General features: G+C 33.9%; 21 protein-coding genes. 9 read left to right on the forward strand and 12 right to left on the reverse strand.

Annotated elements, in window-relative coordinates:
* Positions 1–4 precede the first annotated feature (4 nt).
* From BXY58_RS07425 to BXY58_RS07445, 5 genes are all read right to left on the reverse strand, one after another.
* The gene (locus tag BXY58_RS07425; protein WP_120213214.1) at positions 5–1,075 is read right to left on the reverse strand and encodes a GNAT family N-acetyltransferase; all 1,071 of its coding nucleotides are present in this window, start codon (positions 1,073–1,075) and stop codon (positions 5–7) included.
* A 51-nt stretch (positions 1,076–1,126) separates the two neighbouring features.
* Positions 1,127–2,134, reverse strand: coding sequence for a polysaccharide deacetylase family protein (locus tag BXY58_RS07430; RefSeq protein ID WP_120213215.1), 1,008 nt, complete (start codon positions 2,132–2,134; stop codon positions 1,127–1,129).
* 64 nt (positions 2,135–2,198) lie between these two features.
* Positions 2,199–4,334, reverse strand: a complete 2,136-nt coding sequence (locus BXY58_RS07435; RefSeq protein WP_120213216.1) for a S46 family peptidase — start codon at positions 4,332–4,334, stop codon at positions 2,199–2,201.
* Between the two features lie 48 nt (positions 4,335–4,382).
* Complete coding sequence (locus tag BXY58_RS07440; RefSeq protein ID WP_120213217.1) at positions 4,383–6,833, reverse strand: T9SS type B sorting domain-containing protein; 2,451 nt, start codon at positions 6,831–6,833, stop codon at positions 4,383–4,385.
* A gap of 70 nt (positions 6,834–6,903) precedes the next feature.
* Positions 6,904–7,308: an acyl-CoA thioesterase gene (locus tag BXY58_RS07445; RefSeq protein ID WP_120213218.1), complete on the reverse strand. Its 405-nt coding sequence runs from the start codon at positions 7,306–7,308 to the stop codon at positions 6,904–6,906.
* A 173-nt stretch (positions 7,309–7,481) separates the two neighbouring features.
* Here BXY58_RS07445 and BXY58_RS07450 point away from each other — a divergent pair, with 173 nt between their 5' ends.
* The 7 genes from BXY58_RS07450 (at position 7,482) to BXY58_RS07480 (ending at position 16,335) form a co-directional block, all read left to right on the forward strand.
* Complete coding sequence (locus tag BXY58_RS07450; RefSeq protein ID WP_120213219.1) at positions 7,482–8,357, forward strand: carbon-nitrogen hydrolase; 876 nt, start codon at positions 7,482–7,484, stop codon at positions 8,355–8,357.
* On the forward strand, positions 8,347–9,081 hold the full coding sequence (locus BXY58_RS07455; RefSeq protein WP_120213220.1) for an STM3941 family protein: 735 nt from the start codon (positions 8,347–8,349) through the stop codon (positions 9,079–9,081). Before BXY58_RS07450 ends, BXY58_RS07455 begins: the two co-directional genes overlap by 11 nt.
* Positions 9,071–10,129 (forward strand): agmatine deiminase family protein, encoded by a 1,059-nt coding sequence (locus BXY58_RS07460; RefSeq protein ID WP_120213271.1) that lies wholly within the window; start codon positions 9,071–9,073, stop codon positions 10,127–10,129. The genes BXY58_RS07455 and BXY58_RS07460 overlap by 11 nt, the downstream gene beginning before the upstream one ends.
* 39 nt (positions 10,130–10,168) lie before the next feature.
* A complete protein-coding gene (locus BXY58_RS07465; RefSeq protein WP_120213221.1) occupies positions 10,169–11,566 on the forward strand; it encodes an MFS transporter in 1,398 nt (465 codons plus the stop codon).
* Positions 11,567–11,576: 10 nt separating this feature from the next.
* Positions 11,577–12,749, forward strand: a complete 1,173-nt coding sequence (locus tag BXY58_RS07470) for a class I SAM-dependent methyltransferase (RefSeq protein WP_120213222.1) — start codon at positions 11,577–11,579, stop codon at positions 12,747–12,749.
* A gap of 125 nt (positions 12,750–12,874) precedes the next feature.
* Positions 12,875–14,683, forward strand: a complete 1,809-nt coding sequence (gene typA / locus BXY58_RS07475; protein ID WP_120213272.1) for a translational GTPase TypA — start codon at positions 12,875–12,877, stop codon at positions 14,681–14,683.
* Positions 14,684–14,766: 83 nt separating this feature from the next.
* Positions 14,767–16,335 (forward strand): glycoside hydrolase family 10-like protein, encoded by a 1,569-nt coding sequence (locus tag BXY58_RS07480; protein WP_120213223.1) that lies wholly within the window; start codon positions 14,767–14,769, stop codon positions 16,333–16,335.
* Between the two features lie 35 nt (positions 16,336–16,370).
* Here BXY58_RS07480 and BXY58_RS07485 read toward each other — a convergent pair whose 3' ends face one another.
* The 3 genes from BXY58_RS07485 to BXY58_RS07495 form a co-directional block, all read right to left on the reverse strand.
* Positions 16,371–17,078: a LytR/AlgR family response regulator transcription factor gene (locus BXY58_RS07485; protein WP_120213224.1), complete on the reverse strand. Its 708-nt coding sequence runs from the start codon at positions 17,076–17,078 to the stop codon at positions 16,371–16,373.
* A 151-nt stretch (positions 17,079–17,229) separates the two neighbouring features.
* Positions 17,230–18,414, reverse strand: coding sequence for a sensor histidine kinase (locus BXY58_RS07490; protein ID WP_229728383.1), 1,185 nt, complete (start codon positions 18,412–18,414; stop codon positions 17,230–17,232).
* A 32-nt stretch (positions 18,415–18,446) separates the two neighbouring features.
* Positions 18,447–19,178 (reverse strand): CPBP family glutamic-type intramembrane protease, encoded by a 732-nt coding sequence (locus BXY58_RS07495; protein ID WP_120213225.1) that lies wholly within the window; start codon positions 19,176–19,178, stop codon positions 18,447–18,449.
* Positions 19,179–19,338: 160 nt separating this feature from the next.
* On the opposite strand from BXY58_RS07495, the gene BXY58_RS07500 reads away from it, so the two are divergent.
* A complete protein-coding gene (locus BXY58_RS07500) occupies positions 19,339–20,442 on the forward strand; it encodes a pyridoxal phosphate-dependent aminotransferase (protein ID WP_120213226.1) in 1,104 nt (367 codons plus the stop codon).
* 87 nt (positions 20,443–20,529) lie between these two features.
* Here the strand turns inward: BXY58_RS07500 and BXY58_RS07505 are convergent, their stop codons facing one another.
* Positions 20,530–21,402, reverse strand: a complete 873-nt coding sequence (locus BXY58_RS07505; RefSeq protein ID WP_120213227.1) for an AraC family transcriptional regulator — start codon at positions 21,400–21,402, stop codon at positions 20,530–20,532.
* A gap of 211 nt (positions 21,403–21,613) precedes the next feature.
* On the opposite strand from BXY58_RS07505, the gene BXY58_RS07510 reads away from it, so the two are divergent.
* Positions 21,614–22,210, forward strand: coding sequence for a DUF3244 domain-containing protein (locus BXY58_RS07510; RefSeq protein ID WP_120213228.1), 597 nt, complete (start codon positions 21,614–21,616; stop codon positions 22,208–22,210).
* A gap of 69 nt (positions 22,211–22,279) precedes the next feature.
* Here the strand turns inward: BXY58_RS07510 and BXY58_RS07515 are convergent, their stop codons facing one another.
* Genes BXY58_RS07515 through BXY58_RS07520 form a run of 3 tightly spaced genes read right to left on the reverse strand, consistent with a single transcriptional unit; the run spans position 22,280 to position 24,835 of the window.
* Positions 22,280–23,278 (reverse strand): glycosyltransferase family 2 protein, encoded by a 999-nt coding sequence (locus BXY58_RS07515; protein ID WP_120213229.1) that lies wholly within the window; start codon positions 23,276–23,278, stop codon positions 22,280–22,282.
* 43 nt (positions 23,279–23,321) lie between these two features.
* On the reverse strand, positions 23,322–23,678 hold the full coding sequence (locus tag BXY58_RS16850) for a hypothetical protein (protein ID WP_147366822.1): 357 nt from the start codon (positions 23,676–23,678) through the stop codon (positions 23,322–23,324).
* On the reverse strand, positions 23,675–24,835 hold the full coding sequence (locus BXY58_RS07520; protein ID WP_120213230.1) for a THUMP domain-containing class I SAM-dependent RNA methyltransferase: 1,161 nt from the start codon (positions 24,833–24,835) through the stop codon (positions 23,675–23,677). Before BXY58_RS07520 ends, BXY58_RS16850 begins: the two co-directional genes overlap by 4 nt.
* Positions 24,836–24,886 lie beyond the last annotated feature (51 nt).

A 24,886-nucleotide genomic window follows, 5' to 3' on the forward strand; every position in this document is an offset into this window, starting at 1 on the left:
CTATTTAGGTAAAAGAAAAATCGCCGTCACCATCGGTAAAGTTGAATTTGAAATCTTTGCCCAATTTCTCTTTGAATTCTTTATGAATCAGATAACCACGCACTAATGGACGTTTGTAGATGGATTTTGGACTTTTACTTTTTTGGATAATTATATTAAGTTTTTCATCATAAATTGTCATCATTTTGACTTTATATCTTTTGATGATTTTTGGAAGAATTCCTGCTACAAATTCTACATTTCCAAAATAATAAAGAACCTTCAGATGTCCGTCCCTCACCGAACAAAACATTGCCGCAACAATCTCCTGGTTCTGATACACCGAGACCCAAAACATCTCATAATCTTTGGAATAGGAAGAAAAAAGATAGTTGGGTTGTTCTTTTTCCTGAGAAAGCCAAGGATAATCCAACATCCATTGGAAATCTTCTGCATTTCTCGCAATCGGATTTTTCTTTTGATTGATGAGAAATTGATTTAAGTTTTTATCAATCGTTTTTGTGATTTTATAAAGATTGTTTTTCCCAGCGCTGAGATAAGGAATGAAAATATTAATCAGGTTATCAAATCTTTTTAACCAGATCTTATTCTTATCAAAAAAGGATTTCTTCGAAGGTAAAAGTTCAGCCAGATTGGATTTATAATAATATCGGACTGCATTTTTAGAAGTCAAATCTTCAAACAATCTTATTTTACGGTAGAGCCTTTCAGCACTTGGCGTAAACTCGGTAATCATTAGATTTTTATGATAAGCTTCTTCAGCAGAATAAAGCAACTTCTGAGCAATCTGCTTGCCTCTGTGCTTTTCGCTGACGAATAATGTGGAAAGCCAACCAAAATGGATTTTTCCACCATTTTTATCATTAACATCATCAGGAAGAATGCCTAGATAACCTGCCAATTGATCATCATCATAAGCTAAAAACAGTAAGATGTCTATATCATTAGCGCGTGGATTGTGGATATGAGAAATTTCTCTAAGTTCGGAAATGGGAGCAAATTCAAAATTTTTGAATTGTGCAGTTTGAGTAAATCCTTTTAATTGAGCTTTATTTAATCCAACAATATTTATCACCGATCATTAATTTTAAACAAATATAGCAAACACTTTATTCAAAGCATAATTTCAGCTTCTTTTAATCGTGTTTTTGCCAAGCATTTTCAACACCTGATAATAGATAATTTCGTTTTTAAGAATTTCTTCGGCCGAATAATTTTTAGTTTCGATAGGAATTCTCTGTATATTTTTAGAATAAGAATCCAGTTTCAAACCTGCAGCCCCGAAAGTGAATTTTAAATCAGAATTTTGTTTAAAAATCAAATCAAAAAATTGCTCTGTCAACAAATGATCTGTAAAAGGAAAAGCAAAAGAATCATTCAGAAATTGATTATCCATCATATAATCTAAGGATTTCTGTGTATTATCGATTTGTTGTTCTAGAGAAAGTTGATTATAAAGCGGGTGATCCCAACCGTGAGAGGCAATTCCAAAACCATCTTTTTTTAGTTTGATTAATTGCTCAGTAGTTAGGTAAACTGGATTTGTTTTGAGATAATCATTGAAATCGATGTTAAGAAAATCTGCAATCTCATTCAATTGATTTCTATTCTCATAATTTATTTTTAAGATTGAAGAAATATTAGTTTCTAAATTATCTCCTAATCCTGAAAAATTACTAATCTTATTCTTATAATTATTATTCTCATTGATTTCTGAAACAAGCAAACTGGCTTTGTTCCGCCACATCAATTCTTTGTTATCAATGAATTTTGGATTAATGAAATTGATGGCAAAAATCCCTTTTCTGAGAAGAATGGGAGAGATAATGTTGTAAAACTCGCTGTAACCATCGTCAAAAGTCAATAGAAGTTTTGGCTTGGAAGTTTTCTTTTGATTGAGATAATCTTCCCAATTAACGAATTCAAAATGTTTTGACAGAAAGTCTAGATCTTTTTCAAACTGTCTGACAGAGCGGTAAGGAAAAAGATGTTTGACATGTTTTACATCTTCATCAGAAACCAAATGATAAACCAAAATCAAATTATCAAAAGGTAATGAACCAAAAAATTTTTCAAAGGAAAAATTCTTTGTAATTGGATTGGCGATTCGGAAAAATTTGGTTTTAAAGCTCATTAGAAAAAAACTTTGCCAAAGATAATCATCTTTGGCAAAGCTATATTTTAATTTAAAGATTTAATTATTTTACGATTTTCATTTCATTCAGCAACCATTTTGCATCCGCATATTTGTCAATCACGAAAAGAATATATTTGGTGTCCACCATAATGTTTCTGCACAATTTAGGATCATAATTGATGTCGCTCATTGTACCTTCCCATTGTCTGTCGAAGTTAAGACCAATTAGGTTTCCGTAAGCATCCAAAGCAGGACTTCCAGAGTTTCCACCAGTTGTATGATTGGTTGCAGTGAAGTTTACAGGAACGTCACCAGATTTATCTTTATAGATTCCGTAATCCTTGGTGTTGTAAAGATTGATCAGTTTTTTAGGCAAATCAAATTCATAATCTCCAGGGATATATTTTTCCATCACCCCAGAAAGATGCGTTTGATAACCATAAGTAACGGCATCTCTTGGGTTAGAGCCTTTCACTTTTCCGTAGGTCACACGAAGCGTAGAATTGGCATCTGGAAAGAATTTTCTGTCTTTATCCGTTTCCATTTGCTGAGCCATAAACTGCTTTTGCAACACATCGATTTCAGTTTGATAGGACGTCACTTTTTCGTGCGTTGTTTTTACATAAGTTCCTTTGATAGCTGCATAAAGCTGAACAATTGGATCATTTTTAAGCGCTTGAACCAAAGCATTCTGATCTGCAAAAACTTTATTAATATCAGAATAAACGGTTGCGCCATTCACTTTTCCGCTTCCCATCACGACAGAGTTTTTCGCCCAATTTTCTATGGTTGCAATGTTTTGATTAACATCTTTGTATTTTTCAAAACCAGCTGGTAAAAACTGCTGAGGTGTTTTGTTGGCATAAAGTGCAATCACTTTTGCAGTTACTTTTGCATCAAGACCGCTCTCGTAATCTTTATAAATTTCAGACAATCTGGATTTTAGATTATCCAAAGATTTCTGAGAAGACGTTCCGTTCTCAACAGCTTCTACATAACTCCCAAACAAACTTCCAAGAGCCAAAGTTTCCGCATTTCTTGGCAATTCACTGTAGTAAGCTCTGTTCAATGCGTAAGGCGCTTGCTCATTATAAAGTTTGTTAAGTCCGTCGATTGTTGTTTTGATAGCCGGATTTTTCGAAATCAAAGATTGCTCGTATTGCTGTTTCTTTCCAACAGCATTAGACTTTTTAAGACCTTCGATCTCACCTTGCCATTTTTTCCAGGCGTTGGAGATTCTTGCATACTTAGATGCGTATTTTATTCTTGTAGCGTTGTCCACTCTCATTTTTTCATCAAGCGTTTTAAGAGTGACATCACGCACAGAAATCATCGCCGGATCAATTTCCGTCATAATTTTTTCAACTGCTACAGCAGGAAGATATTCCGTTGTTCTTCCTGGGAATCCGAAAACAAAAGTGAAATCATCCTCTTTCTTATCCTTGATAGAAATTGGTAAGAAATGTTTCGGTGTATAGGGAATATTATCTTTGGAATATTCTGCAGGTTTATTGTTCTTATCAGCGTAGATTCTAAACATAGAAAAATCTCCCGTATGTCTTGGCCAAACCCAGTTATCTGTATCAGAACCGTATTTTCCAATCGCTGAAGGCGGTGCGCCAACCAAACGGATATCTTTGTAAGTTTCTATGACATAAGCATAATATTTATTACCATAGTACATAGACCTTACGGATATTTTCTGATAGCTCTCTGGTTTTTGAGAAGCAATATAAGCGTCTGTATTTTGTTTGATTTTCGCATCAAGATCTTTTCCAGTTAGACCGTTAGTTCCTGCAAGAATGTCTTTTGTCACTTCTTTGATATCAGTAATGAAATCTACAGTCACTCCAGGATTTGGTAATTCTCCATTCATATCTTTTGCCCAGAATCCGTTGGTCAAAAGGTCATTTTCTACTGTTGAGTGGGACTGGATATTATCATAACCACAATGATGATTGGTCAATAACAATCCTTTTCCCGAAATGATTTCCGCAGTACAACCACCATCAAACTGAACAACAGCATCTTTGATGCTCGCTTTTTCCGGATTAAAGATATCTTTAGCAGAAATCTTCATTCCAAGTTCTTTCATTTCTTTTTCATTAACTTCTGTCGGAATCCACATCCCTCCGTATTGCTGTGCAAATGTCATTACTGCTGACAAAGCAAAAGCTGATAAGAGAATTTTTTTCATTTCAAACTTTAATTTATAATAGTCCCAAATTTAGACAGATTTTTTTAATCAGTCTCTTTTTAATAATAACCATTGGCTTCTTTTAATAATAGTATTTGTTTTAGGATCATTAACTTGATAAATGACCCAATAAGTATTACTAGGATAATTAATTCCTGAGGTGCTTTTTCCATCCCATTTGTATGGCATCCCAGTTTTGAATTGGTAGATCTCTTTACCTGTACGATCATAGATTTTTAATTGAAAATCTAAAAAATCAGAAAGCTTAGAAAAATCAAAATAATCATTTATACCATCGTTATTTGGCGTAAATACATTGGGTAAAAGAAGCGCATCATCATCAATTATCTTTGGTTTATTCAATTGTATTTTCTTAATTGATGAACAACCAAAAGAGTTTTTAATTAAAACATAGACTTCATCTTCTATGGTTTCGTAATTATTTTTATCAATTGATGAAATTGGTATATCGTCATCTAGATCATCATGATTTTTATAAAAAGTAAAAGTTTCATTGTTGTAATTAACAATGGCATTTTCAAGATCATAAATATTAAATTGATCTTCAGTTCTTATCGGATCAATATTACTAAGTAAATCAGCAATAGGATTATTAAAAATTGTATAATCTATTTTTTGAATTTCTGTAATTCCACTGCCACTCAATTTTATAACAATTCTGTCAGGTCCATTATAATCTGGGTTGCCTTTAATTATTAAATTATCAACTGAAGGTTCCGCTTCCCCGTTATTAGGCTGAGTCATTATTTCAATTTTAGAAATTATTACAGACTGATTAGGTGCGGAAAATTTGGGTTCAAAGATAATTTGGCCGCAATCTGTACCCAATGCAATATCAGTTATCGCATAATTACAATTTTTAACTTCAACAGGTTCAACTTTATAAGTAAAGCCACTATATGAAACATTGCAGCTGTAGTTGCCTTCTACAGTGGGTGAAAATGTCGATAAATTAGCACCTGGAATATCTACGTCATTTAATTGCCACTGGAAGCTTTCAAAATCACTATTGCTTAATTTAAGTGTAATACCTTCCTGAATGCAATTGCCATTAACTTGTACAACCGGATCATTAGAATATCCTGTATAATATCCTGCAAATGAACCAGATCGTTTTTGAGTTTCAAATCCCCCAATAATTCCCATAATTATGGAGTTGTCAGAGGTAATATTGGCATTACCTTTTAGATTTTTAATTGTAAAATATTTCCAATCATTGTTACCTTGGATATCAGAAAAAGTAGTATAACTCTGATTATTAATTGTCAGTTCTGTAGGTTTATAGGCTAAGATGTGAGTAAGATTTTCCAATGAAAAATCATCGATTTTCTCAATGTCATTGATTATTCCAATTGTATTTGGTAATTGTTGATCCAAAGGCGGAACGAATGCCATAGATGGTGTTAAATAGGGATAAAGAGTTAATTTATCATTATTATTGTTTCCTCCAGCAAATTGATAAAAGTATATTGGTTTTTCCGACTTTACAAAAATTCCTTCATCTTTAAAATCTATAGCTTTTAGAATTTTAAAATCGCCTTCATTTAATGTATAGGTTGGTGTCGATGATCCATTTAGATATATTTTATTATTATTTTCGGTAGAAACTATAAGTCCTCCTTCAATTTCCCAATCTAATGAAACAAAACCTTTTCTTATATAATATTCTTTACCTATTTTTTTAACGGGCACTGATTGATCCATTAAGATTTTTCCACCTTTTTCAAAAAAGTAATTACCTTTAAAATTACCATTTGTAATCGCAATAGGTTTATCAGATTCTATTTTTGCACCAATAAAACTATCCCAATATAAAAAATCTAAGACTGGATCATTATCGGAATTATCTGCTTTTGTAGAGACAAAACAATAAGACTCTCCTTTATTAAGAGTGATTTCAATACCATCAGGGTGTTTTTTGCCATCAGCAAAAGTAATTTTAGGACTATAGCCTGATATTTTTATTTTAGTATTGTCCTTAGTAGCTATAATATTGGACTGAAAGTTAACTTCTTTATTTCGTGGGAAATCCTGATAAGGTGCATTGACTGAATAAAATAAATTACCTATTGCTGTTTTGCCTTTTGAAGTAATCAATTCAGTGTTTTGACCATTGTCAAAATTAAGCCTTATACTAGCATACAAGCTACTGGCCCCTGAAACATGGAATCCCTTCTTAATAGGTCTCATTCCTTCATATTTGCTCGCAAGATAAATACTTAAAGGTATGTCATAAACTAAAGGAGTAGAATTTGTTATAAATCCAGACTTTCTTACTACATTATTACTGTCAAAGATTTTGTACTCAACAGGTGTAGTGCTGGGTGTCGATAAATTAAGAGTAACACTGGTTATAATATGACTATTTTGTATAAATATTGGTGAAAACCAATGCTCCAAATCTAATTGTGCATTTAAACTAATCGACTTAAAGATTAAAATTAAAACTAAGAATTTTAAAAAACTAAACTTGGACATTTTATGCTTCGTCAATTCCCAAATTTAATAAATGTTATTGATAATCTATTATAATCCGAATATTAAAGCTTTATAAATCATTTTTTTTAACATACAGTCGATCCTCAACATATTCGATTTTTGTTTTGCCGTGAGGTTTTGGGTTGCCATCTTCGCCCAGCGCCACAAAAACCAATTTATCGATTGTAATGATTTTCTGATGTGTCATTTTATTTCGAACTTCACATCTTAGTGTCAAAGATGTCTTTCCAAATTCTACTGCTTCAATTCCGATTTCGATAATGTCACCTTGTTTGGCTGAACTTACAAAGTTAATTTCGGATATATATTTAGTTACTGTTCTCGAATTTTCTAGTTGGATGATTGCATAAAGTGCCGCTTCTTCATCAATCCATTGCAAAAGTCTTCCTCCAAAAAGTGAATGATTGGGATTAAGGTCTTCTGGCTTTATCCATTTTCTGGTATGATAATTCATAATAATTCTGTCACATTTTAATTTGATGCAAAGGTAAAATTTATTCGAGAATTTAATATCGCAGAATCATAGAAACTATGGATGACAACATTAATTTTTGGAAATATCTGCAAATTATTTTGGTTGAATTTTTGATTCCCTAGAATCTTAGTATTTTTGTAAAAATTTTTAGAATGTCAAAAGTGAAAATTGGAACGGTTCAGATGTCTTGTGTTGCTGATAAGCAGTCAAATCTGAATAAAGCCATTGAAAAAATAAAAGAAGCCGCTGCAAAAGGCGCTCAAATTGTTTGTTTGCAGGAACTTTTTACATCATTGTATTTTTGTGATGTAGAAGATTATGATAATTTCGAGTTGGCGGAACCAATTCCTGGACCTTCAACTGATGCACTTTCTTCGGTTGCAAAAGAATTAGGGGTTGTTATTATCGCTTCGTTATTTGAGAAAAGAGCACAAGGTCTTTACCACAACACAACAGCTGTTATTGATGCAGACGGTACCTATCTTGGTAAATACCGTAAAATGCACATCCCGGATGATCCGGCGTTTTACGAAAAATTTTATTTCACGCCAGGCGATTTAGGTTATAAAAATTTTGATACAAAATTCGGAAGAATTGGTGTATTGATTTGTTGGGATCAATGGTATCCTGAAGCTTCAAGAATTACGGCGTTGATGGGAGCGGATATTATGTTCTATCCGACAGCCATCGGCTGGGCAACTGACCAGGATGAAGAAACCAATCAAGATCAATACAATGCCTGGCAGACAATTCAGCGTTCTCACGCAGTTGCGAATGGCGTTCCTGTAGTTTCTGTAAATAGAGTAGGCTTTGAGCAGGATGGCGCAATGAAATTCTGGGGCGGAAGTTTCGTGACCAATGCTCAAGGAAAGCTTTTATATCTAGGTTCTCACGATAAGGAAGAAGTGGTGGTAACAGAAGTTGACCTTGCCCAAACCGATTATATGAGAAAACATTGGCCATTCTTGAGAGACCGAAGAATCGAAACTTATTCGCCGATTACAAAGAGATTTATAGATGAAGAGTAAAACCAATAAAAAAGATATTTTAATTTATATCATATTTTTATTATTTACTTCTATGTCAATCTATTCACTTGTGAATGGAGATGGAGATTCTGAACGAAAGTTCATTATAAACTTAGGAACTTTGATTTTTTTCGGGGGTGGAGGTGTTACTTATTTCTTTTTGAAAAATAATTTTGGAGCTGGAAAATCAATTGATGATAAAACTTTAATCATTTATGAAAGCAAAAGGAAGATATTTTTTTATTTTCTGGGAGGTTTAGTGTTCGTTACAATGGGAATTATTATGATAATTTATAATTCTTATTTTGATGGGAGGAGAATGAATCCACAAATAGCATTGTTTCTAGGAATAATTTGTGTTTGTTTTTTTGGATTAATCTTTTTGGCATCACTTATCAGATTAATTACTTCAGCTAGAAAATTAATTGAAGTTACCCAATCAACATTAGAAATTCAAACTGGATTTCTAAATAGTGAGATGATTATAATTCCAAAAAGTGAAATTGAATTTATTAAAGAAAGTCAAATTTCATCGAATAGTTTTATATCTATATATGTTAATCAACCTGAAAAATATGTTAAAAAAGGATTTCTAAAAAATATGAATTATAAAATAACAGGAACTCCAATTAATATAAATCCTAATATATCTAATTTTTCAAGTGATGAAATTTTAAAATTTCTGAGCAAAAATATCAATATTGAAAACCAAAATGAGCAATAATATCCCTGTAAATATCAATCTTTCAGATTACGCCTTCCCAGCAGAATGGGAAGAACACGAAGCAACTTGGTTGTCTTGGCCTCACAAAGAAGAATCCTGGCCGGAAAGAATTGATTTGATTTACCCTGCTTATGCACAATTCATTGCTGAATTAACAAAAGGCGAATTCGTTTGTATCAATGTCAAAGACCAGGAAATGCAGGCTTTTGCAATGGAACATATTTCTAAAGCTGGCGCTGATATCTCTAAAGTTGAATTTTATTTCCACGAAACCAATGACGCTTGGTGCAGAGACCACGGTCCGGCATTTTTAGTAAATAAAAATGGAGAAGAACCAAAGAAAATCATTGTAGATTGGGGCTTCAATGCCTGGGGAGGAAAATATCCGCCTTTCGAATTGGATGATGTCATTCCGACTAAAATTGCTGAAGAAAAAGGATTGCCCGTTCTTTATCCCGGAATTATTATGGAAGGCGGTTCAGTTGAATTCAATGGTGCCGGAACGGTTTTAACTTCAAAGTCCTGTTTGCTTAACGAAAATAGAAATCCGCATCTATCGCAGGACGAAGTGGAAGAGTTCCTGAAAAAATATTATGGACAAAAACAGGTTCTTTGGGTTGATGACGGAATTGTAGGTGATGATACAGACGGTCACGTAGACGACACGATTCGTTTCATAAATGAAAACACGGTTTTGACCGTAATTGAAGATAATCCTGAAGATGACAATTACGAAATTCTTCAAAACAATCTTCGTCAACTGCAGGAAATGACTTTGCTAAACGGTGAAAAACTGAACATCATCCAATTACCAATGCCAGATCCGGTTTACTGTGACGGACAAAGATTACCAGCTTCTTATGCTAATTTTTATATTGCCAATAAGTCAGTTATTGTGCCGACTTACAGATGTAACAAAGATGAAGTCGCTTTGGAAATTATCCAAAAATGTTTTCCTGATAGAGAGGTCGTTGGGATAGATTCTACCGACATTATTTGGGGATTGGGGAGTTTCCATTGTTTGAGCCAACAAGAACCTTTGGTATAAAATTAGGTCCGCATTAGGCGGACTTTTTTATAAATAATTATGAACGAAAATTTGACCACCGATTCTGTTAAAAAATTTCTTCCTCTAATTTTGGGAACAGCGATTTTTATGCAGATGCTGGATTCCACAATTCTAAATACATCTTTGCCATCCATTGCCCGCGATTTGCAGGAATTGCCATTGGATATGCAAAATGCCATCATCAGTTATGTTTTGACTTTAGCTTTGTTTATGCCAGTCAGCGGATTTTTGGCGGACAAATTTGGGACAAAAAAAATATTCATTTTTTCGTTGTTTGTCTTTTCGTTAGGTTCATTATTTTGCTCATTATCACAAAATCTTACCGAATTGGTAATTTCCAGAGTGATTCAAGGGATTGGAGGCAGTTTGATGACGCCTGTTGGGAAATTAGCATTAATTCGCGCTTTCAACAAAAATGAACTTTTGAAAGCAATGAATTTCGCCATCATTCCCGCATTGATTGGGCCGGTTATGGGGCCTGTCGTAGGTGGGTATATGGTAGATTATCTCAGCTGGCACTGGATTTTTTTGATTAATATTCCAATAGGAGTTCTGGGAATTCTTCTTAGTTTGAAATATATGCCGAATTACAAATCACCCGTCATCGATTTCGATTTGAAGGGATTTCTGATTTTTGCTTTGGCTTCTCTATTACTTTCAAGTGCGTTGGAATTATTGGGAAATGCTCAAAATATCACACCCGTTCTGATGATATTTTTTTTGGGATTTCTGATGCTTTACTTCTATTACAAACACGCGAAAAAGGACAATAATCCGATTTTTCCTCTCAATCTTTTTAAAGTTCGAACATTCCGGGTTGGGATTCTTGGAAACTTAGCAACAAGACTGGGAATCAGTTCAATCCCGCTTTTGGTTCCGCTGATGATCCAGATCGCTTATGGACAATCGGCGTTGACTTCGGGTTGGATTATTGCGCCGATGGCCCTTACGGCAATGTTCGGAAAATCTTTTGTAATCGGGATTTTGGATAAGTTTGGATATCGCAAAACTTTGATGGTCAATACGTTTACAATCGGAATTTTGATTTGCTGTCTGGCGATTCCGAGTGTTCACAGCTCAATTTATTGGTTTGTTCCGATTTTGTTGATTCTTGGATTTTTCAATTCGATTCAATTTACGTCGATGAATACGATTTCTATTGCTGATCTGCGACCATATCAAAATAGCAGTGGCAATTCTCTGGTTTCTGTTAATCAACAGTTTGCGGTTGGATTCGGGATTGCATTTGGTTTGATTGTTTTAAAATTGTTTGAAGGCGACACGACTTTAGTTAAAAATCAGGTTCACACGGCGTTTCGTTACACATTTTTGTTGGTAGGATTTCTCACGATACTTTCAGGTCTAGTTTTCAGAAGACTGAATTTCAGAGATGGTGATAATATGAAATCGGTTTAAATAATAATCAATGGATTTTTCAAAATTAATTTCTTCTGATATTCAAAATTATATCAATCAAAATCTCAATTCTGATTTAAATAAATTATTATTGAAAAAGTCGCCATTTGATAATGTTTCGATGCAAGAAATCGTACAACAAATCAAAGGCAAAAAAACAGCCGAGAAGAAGTTTCCATTCCTTTTAAAAAAAGGAATTATTTTCCCTCCAAATCTCAATCTGGAACAAGCTTCATCCCAATCAACTGCAGAATACAAAGCTCAAAATCTCAAAGAAAAATCTTTCCTTGATTTAACTTGTGGATTTGGAATTGACGCTTATTTTTTATCAAAGAATTTTGATGAAGTTACTTTAATTGAACAAAATTCAGAATTGATTTCAATAGTTGAAAATAATTGGAGGGTATTAAATCGAAAAGCCAATTTCATTAATGAAAATCTGGAAGTGTTTTTAGAAAGTCTTCGAGAGCCTCGGACTGACAACTTTAAAAAGTTTGACGTCGTTTATCTTGACCCAGCGAGAAGAGACCAACAAAACAAAAAGAAATTTTTACTTGAAGATCTATCACCAAGTCTATTAGAAATAGAAGAAAAATTACATTCGATTGCAGACAAAATTATTGTGAAATTATCACCATTAATTGATATTTCATATCTCATTTCAGAATTAAAAAATATTACTGAAATTCAAATTATTGCAGTTCGAAATGAAGTCAAAGAATTGGTTTTAATTATTGAGAATCAATTAAAAAAAGATGTTAAGATTCGTTGTGTCGATCTGGAATCCGATGAGCCTGAATTTTCTTTCAATTTCAATGACGAAAAATCAGCAAAGTCAGAATTCTCAGGAAGTTTGAATTTCCTCTATATTCCAAACAATTCAATTTTAAAAGCGGGCGCATTTAATATCATTTCAGAAAAATTTGGATTGAAAAAATTGCATCCAAACACACATTTCTATACTTCAAAATATAAAATCGAAAATTTTCCTGGAAGAGTTTTAGAAATAGAAAAAATCGACGCTAAAGATTTGAAAAAAGGTGAGAAGTACAATATTATTTCCAAAAATTATCCTCTAAAACCGCAAGAAATCAAGAAAAAATACAAGCTGAATGACGGCGGAAATCATTATCTGATTTTTACGCAATCCGTTGATGGAAAAGAAATCCTTAAAAGCATCTAAATTAATTCACTGATTAACAAGGCGTTAACTAGATGTTAATTATTTCGCCTTATTTTTAAAAATAATTGAATCTAAGTTTATCATCCCGTAAAAATTCATTACATTTGCACGCGTAAAAAATGGATATGCAAAACATTAGAAATATAGCGATTATCGCACACGTTGACCACGGAAAAACAACTTTGGTTGATAAGATTATTCATGCAACCAACATCTTCAGAGAGAATCAGGAGAGTGGTGAGTTGATTATGGATAACAACGATCTGGAGAGAGAAAGAGGAATTACCATTCTTTCAAAAAACATCTCTGTTAATTACAAAGACGTTAAAATTAACGTTATCGACACGCCTGGTCACGCCGATTTTGGTGGTGAGGTAGAAAGAGTTCTTAAGATGGCCGATGGTGTTATTTTGTTGGTGGATGCGTTTGAAGGACCAATGCCGCAGACAAGATTCGTACTTCAAAAAGCTTTGGAATTGGGGTTGAGGCCTTTGGTTGTAATTAACAAAGTTGATAAGCCAAACTGTCGTCCGGACGAGGTTCACGACCAAGTTTTTGACTTGTTCTTCAACCTGGATGCAACAGAGGAGCAGTTGGATTTTCCAACGTTCTACGGTTCATCTAAGCAAGGCTGGTTCAACACTTCGTTAGAACAAACAGATAATATTTTCCCATTACTAGACGGGATTTTACAATACGTTCCAGAACCGAAAGTAACTGAAGGTAATCTTCAGATGCAGATTACTTCATTGGATTTTTCTTCTTTCCTGGGAAGAATTGCCATCGGTAAAGTAACAAGAGGTGAAATCAAAGAATCTCAATGGATTGGTCTGGCGCAGGCTGACGGAAAAATTGTGAAAGGAAAAGTAAAAGAGCTTTATGTTTTCGAAGGTCTTGGAAAGAAAAAAGTAACCGAAGTTGGCGCAGGCGATATCTGTGCTGTTGTAGGTTTTGACGCATTCCAGATTGGAGATTCTTTCGTTGACTTGGAAAATCCTGAACCGTTGGAAAGAACAGCGATTGATGAGCCGACATTGAATATGACGTTTTCTATCAACAATTCGCCTTTCTTCGGTAAAGATGGTAAGTATGTAACTTCTAACCACTTAAAAGAAAGATTAACTAAAGAATTAGAGAAAAACTTGGCATTGAGAGTTCAACAGACTGATGATGCAAACACTTTCCTAGTTTTTGGTAGAGGTATTCTTCACTTGTCAGTTTTAATTGAAACGATGAGAAGAGAAGGTTACGAGATGACGATTGGTCAGCCACAAGTTATCTTGAAAGAAGGTGAAAATGGTGAAAAATTAGAACCGTATGAATCTTTAGTTGTTGATGTTCCTGAGGAGTTTGCTTCTAGAGTTATCGATTTGGCCACTCAGAGAAAAGGAGATCTTCACATTATGGAAACCAAAGGTGAAATGCAACATATGGAATTCGAGATTCCTTCCAGAGGTCTAATCGGATTACGTTCTCAGATGTTGACTGCAACTGCTGGTGAAGCGATTATGGCGCACCGTTTCACAGAGTATAAACCTTTCAAAGGGGCGATTCCAGGAAGAAACAATGGTGTATTAGTAAGTAAAGGAACTGGTCCTGCTACAGAATATTCCATCAACAAACTACAAGATAGAGGCAAATTCTTCGTTGATCCAGGTGAGGAAATCTACACAGGGATGATCATCGGTGAGCAAAATAAGCCGGGAGATTTGGTGGTGAATATTGTTGAAGCAAAGCAGTTGAACAATATGCGTGCTGCCGGAAAAGATAAAGATACTGGTGTTGCACCAAAAATCCTGTTCTCTCTGGAAGAATGTATGGAATATATCCAAGCTGATGAAGCGATAGAAGTTACGCCAAACTTCATCCGTATGAGAAAGAAAATCCTTTCTGAAGAAGAAAGAAAAAGATTGGAAAGACAAGCGAAAGCTTAATTTTTCCCAAATATTATATCAAAAGCATCCATTATTGGATGCTTTTTTTGTTATTCTGATTTTATCGTTTAGTTTTGCAAACTATGCGTTTCAGATTATCATTTTTCCAAATTGTTTTATTGGCGATCTTTGTAGTTTCGTGTGCTACGAAAACTAAAAAATCACCAACTAAATCTGGTGTTAAAAAACCAATTACAAAAACCGAAATCAAGCTTCCGCCCAAACCAGTTGTTCAATTGAATAACATTAAATTACCTGAAATCAAAAGAGAGTTCAGAGCAGTTTGGATTGCATCGGTTGCAAATATCAATTGGCCTTCGAAAAATAATCTGTCCGTAGATCAGCAAAAACAAGAAGCGATACAAATGTTGGATATGTTGGTTGATCTGAATTTTAATGCGGTTATTTTACAAGTTCGTCCTTCGGCGGATGCTTTGTACAAAAGCTCTCACGAGCCTTGGTCACATTTTTTGACTGGACAAATTGGTCTTGCACCTTATCCTGAATATGATCCTATGCAATTCTGGATTGATGAATGTCATAAACGAGGTCTGGAATTTCACGCTTGGCTAAATCCGTTCCGTGCCCATCATTCCAATGGTGGTGCAATCTCCTCAGAATCAATGGTGAGAAAATCGCCTGACAATGTTGTGAAGCTAAAAAACGGAATGTATTGGTTTGATCCGGCTGATGACAGAACACAAGATCAGGCTTCGAAAGTGATTAAAGATATTATTTCGAGGTATGATGTTGATGGAATTCATTTAGATGACTATTTCTATCCATATGCCGAATATAATGGCGGAAAAGATTTTCCTGATTACAAAACTTGGTCCGTTTATCAGCAATCTGGCGGAACGCTTTCCAGAGCCGATTGGCGAAGAGCCAATGTCAACAAATTTGTGAAAAGAATCTATGACGAAATCAAAGCTCAGAAAAATGATGTGAAGTTCGGAATCAGTCCTTTTGGGATTTGGAAACCTGATTTTCCTGCAGGAATCAAAGGTTCTTCTCAATATGACGAATTGTATGCAGATGCCAAATTATGGCTGAATCAAGGTTGGGTAGATTATTTCACGCCTCAGCTGTATTGGCCTGTAGATTCTCCTGGACAGAGCTTTCCGCTTCTGTTGCAATGGTGGAATGATGAGAATACAAAAGGTCGTCATCTTTGGCCAGGATTGAATACCGTTGCTGTAAAATCTCCGAATAAAGCCACAGAAATTGCCCGAGAAATAGAGGTGACAAGACAAATTATTAAAAATAATGCTGGCGAAGTCCATTACAGCATCGCAGGAATCAGTAAAAATTACGAGATGCAACAGGAGTTGAAAAACAATTCTTATAAAGACAAAGTTCTCATTCCTGAAACAACTTGGCTGACTTCAAAACCATTATCAGAACTGAATGTAGATTTGAAAAAACAAGGCAATAATGTTGTGATTAATTGGACAAAAAATAACGATGCTCTGTCTTATGTAATCTATTTGAAATATGGCGATAATTGGCAAACAGAAATTGTCTCTCCACAGATTAATACAAAAACAGTTACTTCATCTTCAAATGGGAAAAAGTTAACAACAGTTGTGGCTAGATATGCTGATAAATTGGGGAAACTGAGTGGTTATAAAGTTGTTTCTGTTACAATTTAAAAATAAATAAAAGCCTTCAATAATTTGAATGCTTTTTATCTAATCCCCAAAATCTGATACAATTCCTCTTTTTTATTCAAAGCAATTGAAATACTTTTTCCGTTCGTCAATTCGACCATATTTCCGTTCAGACTTCGGATAGCTTCCAAATTGACAATGAATGACCTTTGAACTCGGAAAAATTTGGGTAAAGTCAGAACTTCATCCATCGATTTTAAAGTGGCTAAAGTCGTGTACGATTCATTATTAATAACGATTTTCAAATAATCGCCTTGGGCTTCAACATACAGGATTTCGTCCAAAAGAATCTTCGTCAGTTTTCCGTCAGACTTAATGAAAATTCGGTCAGAATTCACTTGATGAACGGTTGAATTTTGCTTTAAATTGATATAATCTTTCGCTTTGTTGGCGGCTTTTAAAAATCGGTCAAATCGAACAGGTTTTACAAGATAATCCGTCGCTCCGGTTTCAAATCCATCTAAAGCAAAATCTCTGTGAGCCGTAATGAAAATAATAACCGGTGGATTTTCCAAAGTTTTAACCAAATCCAAACCATTGATTTTCGGCATCTGAATATCACTGAAAATAATATCCACCGAATTATTCTCCAAAAACATCAGCGCTTCCACAGAATCTCCAAAAGAATCTGTCAGTTCCAAAAACGGAATTTCTTTGACAAAATTCTCAATAATTTCTCTTCCAATCGGTTCGTCATCCAATACGACACAGCGTAATTTTTCCATCGTTACAAATGATTAAAATATTCCACCACAAAAGTCACAAAAGAAAGAAGGGAAATAAAGTTTTTAAAGTACAAAATAATAAAAATACTTTTTTAAACTTTAAAAATTTACTACAATTAAATCTTTGTGACTTTTGTGGTTTATTATATGATTACAAATTGATTTTTAGTTCGATTTTGAAGCTATTTTCCAAAGTTTTTATATTCAGAATATGTTGATTGGGATAGAGGAGTTGTAGTCTCTTTTTGATATTCTCTAATCCAATTCCGCCAAACTCTTTTTTGATGTCAGTTTTATCAATGTCATTTTCTAAAACAAAATAAAACGTATTGTTTTTGATTTCAATTACTTGTTTGATGAACTGATGCTGGGAACTTTTTAAACCATATTTAAAAGCGTTTTCTATAAAAGTAAATGTCATCAAAGGCGCAATGTAAAGTCCTGAAATTTCATCTTCGCCCAAAATTTCCAACTGAATGTTTTTATCTTTTGGATAACGCATTTTCTCCAGTTCAAAATAATTTTTGATAAAGTCGATTTCTTTTTCCAGAGCTACTTTTTCAGCATTAGATTCGTAAAGTGTGTAACTCATTATATCGGAAAGGTTCAAGATCACTTCCGGTGCAAGATCATCTTTTTTGACACTTAAACCATAAAGATTATTCAAAGTATTGAAGAGAAAATGTGGGTTCAGTTGCGATTTCAGAAAGTCTTTTTCGATGTTGATATTCTGGATTTCAACTTCCAGTTTTTGCTGTTGTAATTCCGTTGTCTTGTTATAAATTTTAACGATTTCCAACAAAATCTTAACGAAGAAAAATGGTAACATAGAGAAGATAACAAGAACCGCATTGGCGAGGACTGCCTTTATATTTATAGCCTCCATCAAGCTTCGGGAACCATTTCGTTTGATAATGTCTTTGTAAACTGGAATGTTGATTTCTAATCCTAAATGATAGTAAATTTTAAAGATAAAATGATTGACTGTCATCCAAATATAAATTAAAACCGGAATACTAAGAATTAGTAAAACTACAGAAGCCTTTCTGTTTAACAATAGTATTTTTGGAACTAAAAAATAAAAGAAAAAGTAGAAAACAACCATATTGTTGACAGCATTTCTTATGGTCAAAATGATGCTGTCGAAAGCAGGTAATTTCAGTTCCCAGAGATAATTAAGATACAACAAAACCGAAAAGACAAACCACATCAAAAAATGAAAAATTATCTTCGTACTTCGGTTATAGAATTTCTCAAAATCCTGTAAGATATTTTGATTGGAAATAAAGTCGATTGGTTTCTGCTTTGTCCGCATTTTTCTTTTGTTGAAAGGCATTTCAAAAATAAGCTTTTGAGATTAGAATCAAACTAAAGAATCCTAATAATGGCATTCATCACATTGATTACATTGTGACCAGCCACAGAGTAAATAAGATTTCCCGAGAATTTTCTAAGAACTCCAAGACTTAAAGATGAAATCAAAGTGAGATAAACAATCGTAATAATGTCGAATTTGAATTGATAATCTGAAGTCAAAATGATTCCGTGAGCAATTCCGAAAAGCAATGTAACGGTTATAAATCCCCAACCGAATCGGATTCCTTTGAAATTCCAGTTGGGTAAAAATACTTTGTCGAAAATCCACAAGTAGATTCCACGGAAAAATATTTCTTCTGTCAAACCTGGCATTGTTGCCTGAAATGCAAAGGTTTCCAAATCAAACTTGCCACCTTTTGGGAATAGAATAAATTTAAAAATAAAATCGAAAATCAAGAATCCAAGGAAAACTAAAATCCCATATCTGATTTGACTTTTAGAATTGGTAGAAGTCGTGAATCCAATTGCTTTTCTGTCATTTTTATTGATGAAGAAGATAACTGATAATGCTAAAGTCAGACTTAGAAATTTACCAATCCAGGGAAATTTTAATCCAAAATCCGGTAAATAAAATTTGCTGAAAATCTGCAAATAATTATCAGCTAAAAATATAATGACGAATAATAATAGAAATTTAAAATTTCCTTTTTTAGATTTGAAGAAAGCGAGAATAAAGATTGGCAACATTATCAAAAGCCAAATAAGTGGAGTAAATAAAGACATTGTAATCGTTTTAATTTCTGATTCAAAAGTAGAATTGGCAGAAACGAATTCAAATCAAAATCGGTGAAAGAGAAATTTTATCGGTTAGAATTCTACTTTTTTCCGATGAAATAAATTCGTTTTCAAATAATATTTTAATTTTAATGAATAAAACCTGACTATGTCTATCAACAGAAGAGATTGGCTGAAAACTGCTTTTTTTGGAAGTGCTGCTTTAACACTTTCGCCATTAGAGCTTTTGGCAAAGGAGACCCCTAATTTCAATGAGTTAAAAAACAGTAACGAAGCCATTCGGCTTTGCTTTAACGAAAATCCGTTTGGAACTTCACCAAAAGCTTTGGAATCGATGCAAAAAAGTCTCAATCTTTCTTCGATGTATGATTTTAAATTGGCGGATGTTTTATGTGAAAAATTAGCCGAGAAAAATCAACTTAAGAAAGAAAACATTTTAGTTTCTGCTGGTTCATCTTTCCTTTTGGAATTGATTACAAAATTTGTTTCTCAGGAGAATGGGCATTTCATTATCCCGAATCCTTCATTCACCATCTTCGAGCCTATTGCAGAGTTTTTGGGAATGTCAAAAACAGTTGTTGCTTTGGATGAAAAGAAAAGGATCAATCTTGATGCTATGAGAGATTTGATTAGAAAAAGCACAAGGCTGATTTATATCTGTAACCCGAATAATCCAACCGGAGATTTACTTTCAAGAGAAAAAATTGTACGATTTATAAAAGCTTTACCAAGTCACATTACGATTTTGGTAGATGAAGCTTATATTGAGTTTACGAATCAAAAATCATTATCAGATTTGGTTGATATTTATCCGAATCTGATAATTACCAGAACCTTTTCCAAACTTTATGGGTTTGCAGGCGCAAGATTAGGTTATGCAATCGGACATCCTGGAACAATTAAAAATCTTAAAAAACTTCAAAGCTGGAGTGGTGCAGAAATAAGTGTTGTGACAATGGCTGGTGCAATCGCGGCAATGGAAGATCAGGAATTTATTTCTAAAGTTTTAGATAATAATCAAAAAGTGAAAGATTTTACTGTTTCGGAATTTAATAAAAGAGGAATTAAAACCATTCCGTCTTCTGCTAATTTTGTTTATTTTTCTTTGGAAAATTACAAAGGCGATTATTTCAAAAAGTTGAAGGATACAAAAATCCTTGGTGGAAAAACTTATGAGGAAGAAGGGAAGTGGACGCGGATTAGCTTGGGAACAATTGAAGAGATGGAGAGGTATTTTGAAGCGATTTCTTAATGTGAAATTTATTAATAAATTCCTTCCAAAGTAGAGATTTAAAAATGATTACTGGAAAATGGGGATTTTTGAATTGCTTGAACTTCATCAAGCCAAAATATTACTAAACTCCTTCCGATACTGCGACGGACTTTTCTGCGTATGCTCCTTAAAAGTTTTGTTGAAGTAACTGAAATTATTAAATCCACTATCAAAACAAACCTCGGTAATACTCATTGGTTGTTCTGCCAAGAGCTTTAGAGAATGCGTGATTCTATATTCATTTACAAATTGAGTAAATGTTTTGTTCGTAATTTTCTTGAAATATCGGCAGAAAGAAGGAACCGTCATATTGGATAATTCTGCCACAGTTTCCAAAGTGATTTGCTCCTTAAAATGGTCTTTTACGTAGTTGAAAATCACACTGATTCGGTCGTTATCTTCCTTTTGAGTTTGCAGATAATATTTTGAAGCATTCAGGATTTTGTAATCCTGGGTCTGGGATAATTGGTTCAGAATCTCAATCAGAATAATTAGTTTGTTCAGGGATGTAGCTTCTGTCAAGGCATCAATTCTTGGTTTCAGCGTTTTTTTAATTTGTTCGCCGTAGACAATTCCGCTTTTTGCTTTTTCCAATAATGCTGAAATCCGCATCATTTCCGGCGCTTTCCAAAACTGCGAACCCAGAAAATCCATTGAGAACTGTATCACCACTTCATATTCGTTTTTGGTATTTTCATTCGTCATTCCACAATGTGGCAAATTGCTGCCAATGAGAATCAAATCACCATCCGTAAAATAAGAAATGTTGCTCCCAATCTGCCGTTTCCCTGAACCTTTGTGCACAAAGATCAATTCAATCTCCGGATGAAAATGCCAGAAATTACTCTTAATATTTTCATTTCTAAAATATTTGAGACAAGTAAAACTACTGCCGACATCGGGACTTACAGTTTCCAGAACCGGATTGTAATGTTTCATAGTTAGGTTTTATTCTATTAATTTTTCTTGTTTTCAAACACGGCAATAGAACAAAATTACGGAATTAATATTATATGTCTTAAATTGTCATATTTTTCCTGTTAACATTTATTTAATGTTAATATAGAACATATTTTTGAAAATTCAATTGTATCATAGCATTGCTATCGTATCTAAATTTGCTTCATTATTAATCAGTAAATCAAGTATTATGAAAAATATAGTAAAACTAAGTTTGATAGTTGGTGCAATGCTAATTTCAATGGGTATGTCGGCAAAAGATAAATTCTTTTCTTTGTCTTTGACAGAAGCAAGTTCTAAGACACTTCGTTTTGAGATTTTCAATGCGGAAAATGTTTCGCTTTATTTCTATAACGACAGAAAAGATGAGATCTATTCAGAAAATATCGGGAATAGAGAGAATGTTGAAAAATCTTATGATCTTTCTACATTAGCTGAAGGTGATTATTTTCTGGTAGCTGAGTCGGATTTCAAAATCGAAAAATATAAAGTAACGATCGATAAAAATGGAAATGTAACTGCGGCCAAAACGCCGGTTCTGGCTTTCAACAAACCGGAATATACGATTGAAAACAACATCGTGAAATTGCATATGAGTAATGTGAACGATGCGGTGACTGTAACGGTATCTGACCTTTCCAACACCGAATATTACAACAAATCTGTTAGATCCAGCAATGGCGAAATCAATTTGAAATTCGATTTGAATACGAATAATTCACCTGCTTATCTCATTAGCGTAGAAAGAAACGGTGATGTTTTTAACAGACTGATTACCCTGAAATAGTTTCTTTAAACTAAGGTTATATATTATTTTCGAAAAGCCTCATAAACTATTTATGAGGCTTTTTTATGATTAATGAAAATGTTTCGGGAAAGCTTCTCTCGGCGATTGCTTAAGGATATTTAATTGAAACCAGGATTTCAGGAAACCATAACCATAAGAAAACATTTGGATATAGGTTGAGATAATTGCCATTGATGCAATGCTGATGTTTCTCGTCACCACTAAGGCGTGGAAAAAAACGAGAAAAGTATAAAGTCCGTACAGAGCGAGAATCAAACCATTTCCCCAAACAAAATAATGGATGACACCGACGACATAGCCTAATAAGAAAATGCTTGGAAACCAGAATGTTGGTTTTACATATTGTGGATGCCTTTGATTAAGAATCGGTCTTGCACAACCAAATTGATACACTTGTTTTGAAAACTTTCCAAAATCTGTTCTGCGTTTGTGATAGACGCCGATATTATCGTAAAACGTTGTTGTGTAGCCATTTTCCCAAAGTGTCATAGACAAGTCCGGATCTTCACCGATTCGCATTTCGGAAAATCCACCGACTTTAAGAAAAATTTCTTTGTTAACCCCCATATTGAAACTTCTCGGCTGGAATTTGGTCACCGCTTTTTTATTGCCACGGATGCCGCCAGTTGTGAAAACTGAGGTCATAGAATAAGAAATGGCTTTCTGCATCAGATTGAAACCTCTGTGCGCTTTGTCCGCACCGCCAAAAGCATCTGCAGGATTTTCTGTGAGATTTTTCTTGATGTTTTCTATATAATCTGTTTCTACAATCACATCAGAATCTACAAAAACCAGCCAATCATTTTTGGCTCGTTTTGCACCGTAGTTCCTGCTCAATCCCGGACCGGAATTATCTTTTCGGAAAAACTGAATATCCAGCTGATCTTCAAATAATTCCACAGTCGGAAGAAGCTTTATTAATGAACCATCATCCACAACAATGACTTCAAAATCTTTATCGGTTTGACGTGATAATGAATTCAGAAGTTCGAAGAGTTCGTCTTTTCTGTTGAATATGGCGATAATGATGGAGATTGTTGGATTCAAATTAGAAATAAATTATATGATAATGATTCTCAAAAATATGGAATTATATTTTCAATAATAGAATAATTAATGAAAGAAAAATTGAGCTTGAAATTAAACTAATTACAAAACTTGAAACCGTTAAGGAGTGAATGATTTTATATTTATTCAGAATTAATATTAATCCAAATGAAAATAATAATGAACCTCCAAAACTTATTAAAAATGAAATGAATAGTTTCTTCAATTCAAAGAAATCTGATTTGAAGAAATAGAGTATCAATCCCGAAGCTATTAATAATAATATTGAAAACAAAATCATTTTCCGATTGATTGGGTCAATGTCCACTTTGTTTTCTTCTCCATTTCCAATAAATCCAGACAGAGAAAATAATTCAAATATAAAATCTAAAAAATTCATTCTTTAATTTTATGTACTTTTTTCGTTCCATCATACATCTCATAATGCAAAAACCGCGTTTCCAGTTTTCCGTTAAATAATTTGATTTTTCTCGAAGGTCTTAGTCCTATTTTTTTCGACGCATCCAGATCGGCAGAAATCAGCCAGGCCAAAGTATTTGGATAATGTTGTTTAAAAGTATCACCGATTTTTTTGTAAAAATCATCATCATTAATACTGATTCTCTCGTCATAAGGCGGATTGAAAACCATCAATAACGGGAACATATCTTTCTCTGATTCAAAAAAGTTTTGTTTTCTGACTTCGATAATGTCTTCCATTTCTGCAGCCTCAATATTGGTTCTTGCAGCATTCAAAGCCCTGGCATCCATATCGTAACCCACAATTTTCCCGGTGAATTCTTTCACCCTGTTGATGCGGAATTCTTTGATCTTTTGGAACAAATCTTCGTCATAATTTTTCCAGTTTTGGAAAGCAAATTCTTTTCTGAAAATCTGTGCCGGCAGATCCAGGGCAATCATTGCTGCCTCTATTAATAATGTTCCGGAACCACACATCGGATCCAGGAAATTACCTTTTCCGTCCCAGCCTGCCAATTGTAACATTCCGCTGGCCAAAACTTCGTTGATCGGCGCAACAGTCTGTTCTTTTCTATAACCACGTTTGAAAAGGGGATCGCCTGAACTATCCAGAGAAATCGTCACCAATTCTCTATCGATATGAAGATGAAATTTGATATCCGGATTGTCTTTGTTAACATTCGGTCTGATGTTATGCTTTTCCTGAAAATAATCGACGATCGCATCTTTCATTTTCAAAGTCATAAACTGAGAATGGCTAAATCTTTCCGAGTTTACAGTCGCATCAATCGCAAATGACTGATGTTTCTCCAGAAACTGATCCCATTCAAACTTGAATAATTTATCGTAATATTTAGATTCATTAAAGGCTTTGAATTCTAAAATCGGAATAATAATTTTAAGCGCAGTTCTGCAAGAATAATTGAGTTTGTAAAGGAAACCCAAATCACCTTCGCAAGTCACCGCACGATTTCTGGCTTCAACTTTTTTACCGCCTAATTTTTTAACTTCTTCGGCCAAAACCTGTTCCAACCCGAAAAAAGTTTTGATCTGTATCTGCAGATTTTCTGTATTCATCCCACAAAGATAATAGATATTTAGATGATAGATAATAGACTTTTGAACTTA

It is taken from the genome of Epilithonimonas arachidiradicis (assembly GCF_003610695.1).
Classification (GTDB): Bacteria; Bacteroidota; Bacteroidia; order Flavobacteriales; family Weeksellaceae; genus Epilithonimonas; species Epilithonimonas arachidiradicis.